8 protein-coding genes are annotated in these 11167 nt (G+C 57.8%); 3 read left to right on the top strand and 5 right to left on the bottom strand.

The window, feature by feature from the left end:
* The 3 genes from ADN01_RS14085 to ADN01_RS14070 all read left to right on the top strand — a co-directional run.
* A partial coding sequence (locus ADN01_RS14085) for a sortase (RefSeq protein ID WP_075071213.1) occupies positions 1-571 on the top strand: 571 nt, incomplete at its 5' end.
* Between the two features lie 497 nt (positions 572-1068).
* Positions 1069-2235 (top strand): MFS transporter, encoded by a 1167-nt coding sequence (locus tag ADN01_RS14075; protein ID WP_075071212.1) that lies wholly within the window; start codon positions 1069-1071, stop codon positions 2233-2235.
* Positions 2236-2300: 65 nt separating this feature from the next.
* Complete coding sequence (locus ADN01_RS14070; protein WP_062417287.1) at positions 2301-2825, top strand: hypothetical protein; 525 nt, start codon at positions 2301-2303, stop codon at positions 2823-2825.
* Between the two features lie 183 nt (positions 2826-3008).
* On the opposite strand, the gene ADN01_RS14065 is transcribed toward ADN01_RS14070, so the two are convergent.
* The 5 genes from ADN01_RS14065 to ADN01_RS19695 all read right to left on the bottom strand — a co-directional run bounded on the left by ADN01_RS14065 (position 3009) and on the right by ADN01_RS19695 (position 11165).
* On the bottom strand, positions 3009-4178 hold the full coding sequence (locus ADN01_RS14065) for a sugar ABC transporter permease (RefSeq protein ID WP_075071215.1): 1170 nt from the start codon (positions 4176-4178) through the stop codon (positions 3009-3011).
* An 82-nt stretch (positions 4179-4260) separates the two neighbouring features.
* Entirely contained in the window at positions 4261-5787 is a 1527-nt protein-coding gene (locus tag ADN01_RS14060; protein ID WP_062417285.1) for a sugar ABC transporter ATP-binding protein, read from the bottom strand.
* 150 nt (positions 5788-5937) lie between these two features.
* Positions 5938-8118, bottom strand: a complete 2181-nt coding sequence (locus ADN01_RS20125) for a substrate-binding domain-containing protein (RefSeq protein WP_236691020.1) — start codon at positions 8116-8118, stop codon at positions 5938-5940.
* Positions 8119-8297: 179 nt separating this feature from the next.
* Positions 8298-9482 carry an ROK family transcriptional regulator gene (locus ADN01_RS14045; RefSeq protein WP_062417284.1) on the bottom strand — a complete coding sequence of 395 codons (1185 nt, stop codon included), beginning with the start codon at positions 9480-9482 and terminating at the stop codon, positions 8298-8300.
* 264 nt (positions 9483-9746) lie between these two features.
* Positions 9747-11165, bottom strand: coding sequence for a C1 family peptidase (locus ADN01_RS19695; protein ID WP_062417283.1), 1419 nt, complete (start codon positions 11163-11165; stop codon positions 9747-9749).
* Positions 11166-11167 lie beyond the last annotated feature (2 nt).

The raw sequence follows: 11167 nt of genomic DNA, 5'->3' as shown, positions 1-11167 counted from the left end.
CCCCACGCCCAGCCTGCCGCCCCCCCGCCTGGAGCACAGCACGGTCGTGCCCAGCCCCACCCTGGCCCCCACGCCCAGCCCATCGCCCCTGCCCACCGATCTGGCCGGGCTGGCCCAGGCCGCCTTTGGCCCCCGCCTCATCACCCAGATTCGCATCCCCGCCCTCAACCTGCTGGCCCCCGTCACCCCCGTGGGCTGGGAGCCCACCGTCGAGGCTGCCGAATGGGATTCCCCCGACGCCCAGGTCGGCTGGGCCATCTCCAGCGCCCTGCCGGGCGACGCCCAGGGGGATATCATCCTCTACGGGCACAACAATATCCATTCTTCGGTGTTTCGCAATCTGGCCGATTTGCAATCCGGCGACACGGTGACGCTGGAGACGGGCGAGGGCAGCAGCACCTACCAGATCAGCGAGGTGATGATTTTGCCCATCCTGGGGGAAGGCGCCGACACGGACGCCTACGCCGCGCTTTTGCAGCCGGGGCTGGCCCCGCGACTGCTGCTCATCTCGTGCTGGCCGCCCACCAGCAACACCCACCGTGTCCTGGTGATCGCCTACCCCAGCCGCTAGCGCACTTTTTCGCATGTCACTGCGAGTCCCAGATTTTTGGGGCCGAAGCAGTCTCTACCCTGAAAGGTGCAGCCCGCCGCGGAGGGCCTATCCATCTGCGCAATCTGCGTCATCTGCGGATCATGCCTTTCGCATTGCGAGACCAGATGGGTTTCCTGGTCGAAGCAATCTCTACCCATGAGGAAGGGATCGCTTCGCTGCAGGGCGTTTTATCTGCGTAATCTGCGTCATCTGCGGATCATGCCTTTCGCATTGCGAGACCAGATGGGTTTTCTGGTCGAAGCAATCTCTACCCATGAGGAAGGGATCGCTTCGCTGCAGGGCGTTTTATCTGCGTAATCTGCGTCATCTGCGGATCTTGCCTTTCGTATTGGACGTCGCAGATCGCCGCGGAGGGCATATCTATCTGCGTAATCTGCGTCATCTGCGGATCATGGGGTGGCAGCCTTTCTGGATTATAATCACCGTATCCCAATCCAGAAAGGCGCCTGCCCTTCATGCACACACCCAAGAACACCTTCCAGGCTGGCCGTGTTGCGCTCATCGCCGCGGGCCATGCAATTCACGATACCTACATCGCGTTTCTGCCCACCCTGCTGCCCGTCCTGATTCAAACCCTCTCCATCAGCCGCGCCAGCGCGGGACTGTTCAGCGTGTTCACCCAACTGCCCTCGCTGCTCCAGCCCTTCATTGGCTATGTGGCCGACCGGGTGAGCCTGCGCTGGATTGTGATCCTTTCCCCCCTGGTCACCTGCACCCTGATGAGCCTGGTGGGCGTGGCGCCTACCTACCTGCTGATCGCCCTGCTGCTCCTGGGGGTGGGGGTCAGCTCAGCATCCTTGCACGCCACCGGCCCGGTGCTGGCGGGCAAGCTTTCGGGCGAAACCCTGGGGCGGGGGATGAGCTTTTGGATGGTGGGGGGAGAAGTGGGCCGCACCCTGGGTCCACTGGTGATTGCGGCGGTGATCAGCAGCGGCGGGTTGGCCAACACCCCCTGGCTGATTTTGGGCGGTGCGGCTATTTCAGCGCTGCTGTATGTCGGCCTGCAAAATGTGCACGACCACCTGCCCAACCCGGCCCAAACCCTGCCGTGGCGGGCGGCGCTGCGCACGATGGCACCGGTGCTGGTGCCTCTGACCATCATCATCACCTTTCGGGCCATGCTGGATTCAGCCCTGACCACCTATTTGCCGGTGTTCCTGACCGATGAAGGCGCAAAATTGCAGTGGGCTGGCATCTCGCTGGCGCTGATGGAAGCGGCCGGGGTGGTGGGGGCGCTGCTGAGCGGCTCCATCAGCGACCGCATCGGGCGGCGGGTCATTTTTTGGTTTTCCATCGCAGCTGCGCCGGTGTTTACAGTGGGTTTTTTGCTGACGGCGGGCGCGCTGCAAATCGTTATGCTGCTGGGGATGGGCTTTGCCCTGCTGTGCATCACCCCTGCCATTATGGCCCTGGTGCAGGAGAGCTTTCCAGAAAACCGCGCCCTGGCCAACGGCCTGTATATGGCGGCCAGTTTCGTGATTCGCTCCGGGGCCATTTATCTGGTGGGCCTGGGCGGCGATTGGGTGGGGCTGCGCACCACCTTGTACCTGTGTGCGGCGGTGTCGCTTTTGGCGCTGCCCTTCATCCCGCGCCTGCCCCAAGACCGCATTCGCCAGGCCTGATATGCCTGAAAGTTGAAAAATGGCATACTCCTTGCACGCACCAGTGCAGGGAGTATGTTTTTGTGATGACGGCTCTTCAAGTGATCCTCGGTGTGGTGCTGCTGATCCTGGGCGGAAAGTCCGCTGGGATTTTGGTGGGCGTTCTCGGCTTTTTGGGCGGCTATCTGCTGGCGGGACTGCTGCCAGAAGGGGCGGCCAGCTGGATGCCGCTGGCTTTGGGCGGGCTGACGGCGGTGGGGACGCTGCTGCTGGCGCTGACTCTGCAAAAGACGGCGGTGGGTCTGGCCGGGTTTGCGGCGGGCGGCTATTTGGCCTTGCAGCTGGCTGCCAATCTGCGCCTGGAGGCGGGTTGGCCGGTTTGGATGCTGCTGTTGGGCGGCGGGCTGGTGGGGGTGCTGGTGGTGACAGTCATGTTCCGCTGGGCGGTGATGTTTCTCTCGGCGGCCTGCGGGGCCGGGCTGATCGTTTGGAATCTGGATGTGTCGATGGGGGTGGTAACGCTGCTGTTTGCGCTCCTGTTTACTGCGGGGTTGGTGATCCAATCGGGGGTGCTGCGGCCGCACGGCGAGATGGAAGCACGCTGGCGGTGAGGAATGTAAGCGGACGGCAGGTGGGGGAATACGTGCACGTGGGGTAGACCTGGCCGCCCTGAATTGACTCGTGGACAGCGGATTTGATCACAACACACAAAAAACAAGGGATTTTTCCAGCTTGAGGCCAGAAAAATCCCTTTTTTTGTTTGGCCCGCCAGCAGCGAACGTCTGAAGCAATTATTAGGCTTTGCCCTTCTTGAAGGACACATCCAGCAGCACCGCCAGAACCAGCACCATACCCTTCACCAGGTACTGCACAAAGGGGGCCACGTTCATCATCTGCAAGCCGGTGGACAGGCTGGACATGATCAGCGCGCCGATCAATGCGCCGAACACCGTGCCCACGCCGCCCAGGGTGGAAGTGCCGCCCAGGATGGCGCTGGCGATGGCGTCCAATTCGTAGCCTTCACCAGCGGCGATCGTGCCGTAGCCCACGTAAGAGGCCAGCACCACACCGCCCACACCCACCAGGAAGCCCATCAGGGTGTAGACCAGGAAGAGGGTCTTCTTGATGTCGATACCCGAAAGGCGTGCGGCTTCGCGGTTGCCGCCAATGGCGTAGGTATAACGGCCAAAGCGGGTGTTGTTGGACACATAGGTCATGATCACCGAGGCCACGGCCAGCAAGGCCACGGGAACCTGAACACCGTTGTAGCGGTTGACCATGAAGACGTACACCACCACCAGCAAGGCAAAGAAGCTGGTAGTCAGCAGATCAAAGGCGATGGGGGGCAGTTCCACGCCGTAGCGAACCTTGCGCGAACGGCTGCTGAACATGTTAAAGAACAGGAAAATGACCACCAACGCCGCCAGCACCCAGCCAATCCAATCCGAGAGGTAGCCCTGTGCGATGTAGGAGAAGCCGACCTGGTTGGCGGGGATGGTTTTCCCTTCGGTGCGCCACAGGATCAGCCCGCGGGCGATGAACAAGCCGCCCAGGGTGGCGATGAAGGGGGGGATGCGCAGGTAGGCAATTAAGGCGCCTTGAGCCGCGCCCCAGGCCGTACCAACAATCAGACCCACCAGCACAGAAGCTGCCGCCATCAGGTAAGGATTGCTGATCGGGATACTGTCCACCCAGAAGCGGGCTTGCAGGAAGGCGCAAATCACCGAGACGAATCCGGCGGCTTTCCCCACGGAAAGATCAATACCGCCGGTGACGATGACCAGCACCATACCAATCGCCAGGAAGGACGTGACCGTCATCTGCCGGAACAGGTTGGAGAAATTCTGCGGCGTCATGAAGGCGCCTTTGGTGAGCACGGTAAACAAAATCCAAATGCCTACCAGCGCCAGGATAATGGTGTACGTCTGAATGTTCTGGCGCACCCTTTTTGAAAGGGTTTCCATCAGGCCCGCTCCAGCGCTTGGTACTTTTTTATCGGAAGCAACAGCCATTGTATCCTCCTAATGAATGAATGCACAGCCGCGATCAGGCAATCCCTGTTGCAAGTTTCATAATGTGTTCTTGCGTGGCATCCGCAAGCTCAAGAATCGGGCTGGACCGGCCTTCGCACATCACCATAACCCGATCGCTCATGCCCAGCACCTCTTCCAGGTCGCTGGAGATCATGATGATCGCGACACCCTGCTCGGCCAGTTCGTTCATCAGCTTGTAAATTTCGTATTTGGCACCAACGTCAATACCGCGCGTAGGGTCGTCCAGGATTAACACTTTTGGGTTCGAAAGCAGCCATTTAGCAATGACCACTTTCTGCTGGTTGCCGCCGGAGAGCGTTTCTGCGGCGACTTCCATATGCGGCGCTTTGATGGCCAAATTTCTGGCTTGCTGATTGGCGGCAGCCAGCTCTTCATCTGCATTGATGCGGAAGAAACTGGCAAAACGGTCGAGGTTGGGCAGGGAGATATTCTTGAGGATGGACTGGATTAAGACCAACCCCAGGCGTTTGCGGTCTTCCGGCACCAGGCTGATGCCAAACTGCATGGCATCGCGAGCACTGTTAATTTTTAATTCACGGTTCTGTAACTTGATGGTACCTTTCACCACCTTGCCGTACTCACCAAAAATGGTGGTGACCAGTTCCGTACGGCCTGAACCCATCAGCCCGGCAATTCCCAGGATTTCTCCCTGGCGGACGTTGAGACTTACCCCGCGCAGCAACATGCGGGTCGAATCGGAGGGGTCTTCCGCATGCAGGTCTTCGACTTCGAAAATCACATCCCCGGGTTTGCGGTTTCCCTTGGGGAAACGCTCTTTCATCTCGCGGCCGACCATGTAGCTGACCAATTGCTGTTGGTTCAGTTCGCTGGTGGGTTTGGTCACCACGGTCTTGCCGTCCCGCAGGACGGTTACCGTGTCGGTGATGCGGAAAAATTCATCGAGCTTATGGGTGATGTAAATGCAGGTGACCCCGTGGCTCTTCAAACTGCGCAAAATGTCCATCAAGCTGGCAATTTCGGCTTCAGAAAGGGCGCTGGTGGGTTCATCCAAAATCAGAATCTTGGCGTTTTCGGAGAGGGCCTTGGCAATTTCAACCATCTGCTGCTTGCCTACGCCCAGATCTTTCACCGGGGTCTGCGGGTCAACATCCAGATTATATCTTTGCAAAATATCGCGTGTATCGGAGTAGAGCTTATTCCAATTGATGGAGCCGTTTTCGGTCGGCTCTTTGCCGAGGTACACATTTTCGCCCACGTTCATATTCGGCACCAGGGTTAACTCCTGGTACACGATGGCAATACCTTTCTTAATGGCTTCCTGGATCGAGCCTTCCCCCAGTCTCAGCTCTTGACCCTCGTAGAGAATGGTACCCTCATAGGTGCCGAAAGGATAGACACCCGAGAGGATTTTCATCAGGGTAGATTTACCTGCCCCATTTTCCCCGCAAAGACCGTGAATCTCGCCCCGCTTGATCTGCAGTGACACATCGCTGAGCGCGGTGACGCCGGGGAATTGCTTTGTGACGTTACGAATATCCAGGATGATATCGTCGCTCACGGATGCTCCTTTTCTCGCTCCTGCGTGTAGATCTCCAGCGCTGGAAGGATGGTTGTTGGGTAGTGGCTGAATATCTACTATTATATATCAGCATGATGCCCCGGCCCCCAAGGAAAACCCTGAAGACCGGGGCAAATTCTTCAGCGTATCTTACGGCTTGGGCGGTTTCTGAGCATCGGGGATGTCGCGATAGACATCATCGTAGCTCTGGAACCCGCTCTTGACCACCAGGTCGAACACGTTGTCTTTGTTGACCTGCTGAACTTCCAGGAACAGGCAGGGGACTTCGCCGGTCTTGGTGTCGTCGTTGGTCAGTTCGGCCATGGTGTAGTTCTTCAGGCCGGTAACGGTGCCGCCCTTGAGGATGGTGTCGAGGGTATCGACAGCCAGCGGGGAGAGGTTGCGGATATCTTTGAGGATGGAGACAGTCAGTTCACCCTTGACGATGCTGTTGCTGCCGTCAGCGGTGGCGTCCTGGCCGGAGATCGGGACCTTGCCAGCCAGACCCTGGGCCTTCATGGCCTGCAGAGCGCCCAGCGCGGTGCCGTCGTTGGAAGCCACAACCGCGTCGATGTCATTGCCAGCAGCGGTGAGGATGTTTTCCATCATCTTGAGGGCATTGGCAGCATCCCAGTTGTCCACCCACTGGTCAGCGACGACTTCGATCTTGTCGGCATACTTGGCAAGGATTTCATCCTGGCCCTTGCGGAAGAGGATGGCGTTGTTATCGGTGGGGGAACCGCCAAGTTTGACCAGGCGGATCTTGCCGTTGGCAGCCACGTCCCAGCTGTCGGCGCCGATGGCCTTCATCACGCCGTCGGCCTGTTGGCGGCCCACTTCGACGTTGTTGAAGGACAGGTAAGCAGCGATTTTGGGGGTCTTGATCAGGCGGTCGTAGGCAAGCACTTTCACGCCAGCGTCCGCGGCTTTGTCCACCGAGGTCACCACGGCGTCGCCGTCTTCGGCCACCACGATGAGGCCCTTGATGCCCTGGCTGACCATGTTGTCGATCTGGTCATTCTGCGCCTTGACGTCATGGTTGGCTTCCTGGCTCAGAACTTCGTAGCCTTTGTCTTCCAGCAGCTTGCGCAGCAGGACTTCTTCGTTCTTCCAGCGTTCAGTCGCGAAATCGGAGAACGAGAGACCCACTTTGATTTTTTCGGCAGGAGCGGCAGGAGCAGCCGATTCACCCGGCTTGGGCGGTTTCTGAGCATCGGGGATGTCGCGATAGACATCATCGTAGCTCTGGAACCCGCTCTTGACCACCAGGTCGAACACGTTGTCTTTGTTGACCTGCTGAACTTCCAGGAACAGGCAGGGGACTTCGCCGGTCTTGGTGTCGTCGTTGGTCAGTTCGGCCATGGTGTAGTTCTTCAGGCCGGTAACGGTGCCGCCCTTGAGGATGGTGTCGAGGGTATCGACAGCCAGCGGGGAGAGGTTGCGGATATCTTTGAGGATGGAGACAGTCAGTTCACCCTTGACGATGCTGTTGCTGCCGTCAGCGGTGGCGTCCTGGCCGGAGATCGGGACCTTGCCAGCCAGACCCTGGGCCTTCATGGCCTGCAGAGCGCCCAGCGCGGTGCCGTCGTTGGAAGCCACAACCGCGTCGATGTCATTGCCAGCAGCGGTGAGGATGTTTTCCATCATCTTGAGGGCATTGGCAGCATCCCAGTTGTCCACCCACTGGTCAGCGACGACTTCGATCTTGTCGGCATACTTGGCAAGGATTTCATCCTGGCCCTTGCGGAAGAGGATGGCGTTGTTATCGGTGGGGGAACCGCCAAGTTTGACCAGGCGGATCTTGCCGTTGGCAGCCACGTCCCAGCTGTCGGCGCCGATGGCCTTCATCACGCCGTCGGCCTGTTGGCGGCCCACTTCGACGTTGTTGAAGGACAGGTAAGCAGCGATTTTGGGGGTCTTGATCAGGCGGTCGTAGGCAAGCACTTTCACGCCAGCGTCCGCGGCTTTGTCCACCGAGGTCACCACGGCGTCGCCGTCTTCGGCCACCACGATGAGACCCTTAACGCCCTGGCTGACCATGTTGTCGATCTGGTCATTCTGCGCCTTGACGTCATGGTTGGCTTCCTGGCTCAGAACTTCGTAGCCTTTGTCTTCCAACAGCTTGCGCAGCAGGACTTCTTCGTTCTTCCAGCGTTCGGTCGCGAAATCTGAGAACGAGAGACCCACTTTGATTTTTTCGCCAGAGGCGGCGGGGGCGGCAGTGGCTTCGGGGGCGGCGGGAGCGGCGGGAGCGGCGCACCCGGCCATCATGCTGACAATCGCAATGACGCCAATGGCCATCATAACGATTTGTGAGAATTTTTTACTCATGGTTCTTGTCCTCCTGAAAATTTACTTTGGTAGACATCTTTCAATTGATTCTGTAAAACCCAATACATTTTCTTTTCGCTGCACCTCCATTTTTTCCAATCTGATGGTCTTCGCTGTGACTGGTACTCCCAGATGTAGAGCTGAGTTTATTCCCAGTTTTGAGCATGTATGAAAGCGGTCTATGAAATGTTCAGCGGCTCGCGCAGGATATCATCCATGACGAGCGCCACCGCCCCCAGCAAGCAGGCATCCTCTCCATGAGAAGAGGGCTCGATGCGGGTAATCTTTCGCAGGGGAGGTAAAACATTCTTTTGCAGCGTTGCCGCAATGACCGGGATCATCCAGGGATGAAGGGGAACTAAAGTGCCGCCAAACACCACCAGCTCTGGGTTGAAAATATTGACCAGGTTGGTGATGCCGATCCCAAAATGGACGCCGAGGGCTTCAATCGCGCTGATGGCGAGGGCGTCATTTTGCCGGGCGGCTTCGGCGATGTGCTCAATGCTGAGCCGTGAAAGGTCGGGCCCCACAATTTCGTACAGAAGGCTCGCTTCTCCATTTTTCAACCGGGCGGCGACATGAGTCAACAGGCTGGAAGGGCGCACAAAGGTTTCCAGACAACCCTTTCGCCCGCAGGCGCAGACCACGTCACTTTCGTAAATGGTGATATGTCCGATTTCGCCCGCAAAACCGCTGGACCCGCGGAAGAGCTTGCCGTCAATCATCACCCCGCCGCCCAGGCCGACGCCGGTTTTGAGAAAGAGGAAATCTTTCACGGTGTGGGCTATACCGTAGAAATACTCACCCAAACAGGCGCAGTTGGCTTCGTTTTCGACAAAGACGGGCAGATCAAAACGCTTGGTCCAGATCTGGCGCAGGGGAACATCCACCCAATGCAGGTTGGGGGCAAACACCAGTTTGCCCTGGTGTGAATCGACCAAGCCAGGCACGCCCACCCCAATCCCCAGCGGGCGCAAATCGAGCTTCTTGCCGTAGTGCAGGGCTTCATCGATGATATTTTCGGCGATTTGGAGCAGGTCAAGCTGGGTCTCTTGCTCTGAGGTCATCCGTTTGTGCCGCCAGAGCACCTGGCCGATGAAGTTGGTCAGGATGACAGAAATAAAATCGACGCCGATTTCGACGCCGATCACACAGCCACCCTCAGGATTAAATTGTAGAAGCATGCCAGGGCGGCCGACCTTTGAGACCTGGCTGATGGTGGTTTCCTGAACAAATTCGCGGTCAATGAGATCATCAATGATCAACGAGACCGTGCTGCGCGTTAAACCGGTTCGGGTTGCCAACTCCGCACGCGAAAGAGGGGCGCTTAAGCGGATGGCATGCAGGATGATGGAGGTGTTCATTTCCCGCATTAACGATTGGTCTGCCGTCTTGCGTTGATTCATGTTTGCTTTTTTCGACCGGGGGATTTGTTTGTAAGTAAATCAAACTAATCTAATTATAAGAGAAACAGGAAAAATGTCAATAACCTATCTTTGCCACTTTTCAGTGACGAAACCCAAAAACGCTCTGTAAATCCACTGCGCGGGCCGTCAAGAGGTGGGTGAAAGCGAAACGGGAGAGACCGTTGGCCTCTCCCGTTGGGTTATGCCCTATGCGGGCGCGGGTTATTCTTCGCCGCCGTCGTCATCTCCCCCGTCATCCCCTCCGTCTTCTTCGGCTTCGCCGCCGTCATCCTCGTAAGATTCCTCGTCTTCTTCGTCCTCTTCGTACTCTTCGTACTCTTCGTCTTCTTCGTCTTCTTCGTCTTCTTCGTACTCTTCGTCTTCCTCGTCTTCTTCGTACTCTTCGTCTTCCTCGTCCTCTTCGTCTTCCTCGTACTCTTCGTCCTCTTCGTACTCTTCGTCTTCCTCGTCTTCTTCGTCCTCTTCGTACTCTTCGTACTCTTCGTCTTCTTCGTCTTCTTCGTCTTCTTCGTCTTCCTCGTCCTCTTCGTCTTCCTCGTACTCTTCGTCCTCTTCGTCTTCCTCGTCCTCGTCGTATTCTTCGTCGTCGCAGAAGAGGTAGTCCTCGTCATCCTCAACGTAGGCTTCCGGCTCCACTTCTTCGATGTATTCCACGAAGTCCTCTGGGGCTTCGTCCTGATATTCCACAATCTCTTCTTCCGAGATCAATTGGACCGGAATCGAGTCGTAGGCGGTGACGGGGTAAGCGTTGATTTCAAAATCGGGCATATGCTTGATGACCGGCTTGCGGTTTTCGACCCAGGTATCCTGCGGATCGGGCAGGTCATCTTCAGAGCGCATCATCCAGCAGTCGCCCAGGTTAAATTTCTTCGACATGAGGTAGTTGTAGGGCATGTAGCAGTAGCCGCGGTCGCCCCAGGCGGCCCCCCAGGAGTTGCGTACGATGAAGACCTTTTCCACCTCCGAATAGCCGACGCACAGCATGGCGTGGGAGCCGTGCGAGCCGCGGGACACGTCTTTGGGATTGGGCATGGGCACCACGCCGCCGTTTTGGGAGCAGCTGTCAAACGATTCGAACAGGGCGCAGCCGAACACGATGGGATAGCCCTCGGCCAAACAGCGCTTCCAGGCTTTCAGATCCACGGGCAGTTTTTGGATGATGAGGCCGCGGAAGCGGGCTGCTTCGGTGTATGAGGTGGCAGAGGGCTTCTGGGTGACGCGTTTCACCTGGAAAGGCCAGGTGGGTTCGGTGCAGGAGCCCAAGGCCTGGACGCCTTCCATGCCGTATTGGATGACAGAGCCGGAATCTTCGTTTTGATCCCCGGCGCGCCAGCGGGCGTTGTAATAGATGAAAAGGCGGCTCACATCCAGGGGTTTACCCAGGTGCTTTTTGAGCAGGTATTCATAGGCCCCGGCGATGGCGTTGGCGGTGCAGGAATTGGTATTGCCTTGATCTTCAACGGGGGTCAGATAGGGACGCAGGTCCACTTTGGGCGGCAGGGTAACGCTTTGGACGGCCGCGGAGGCTTTGTATTTCTTGGCGTTGGGGTTGGCCTGGGCGTATTTATAGCCCGATCCGGCGATGGCGCTGTGGGACGCCTGAGAAGATGGGGGTGTCATGG

This window comes from Levilinea saccharolytica, assembly GCF_001306035.1.
Classification (GTDB): domain Bacteria; phylum Chloroflexota; class Anaerolineae; order Anaerolineales; family Anaerolineaceae; genus Levilinea; species Levilinea saccharolytica.
The sequence above is the reverse complement of the archived record's forward strand: the minus strand, read 5'-3'. Positions and strand labels throughout refer to the sequence as shown.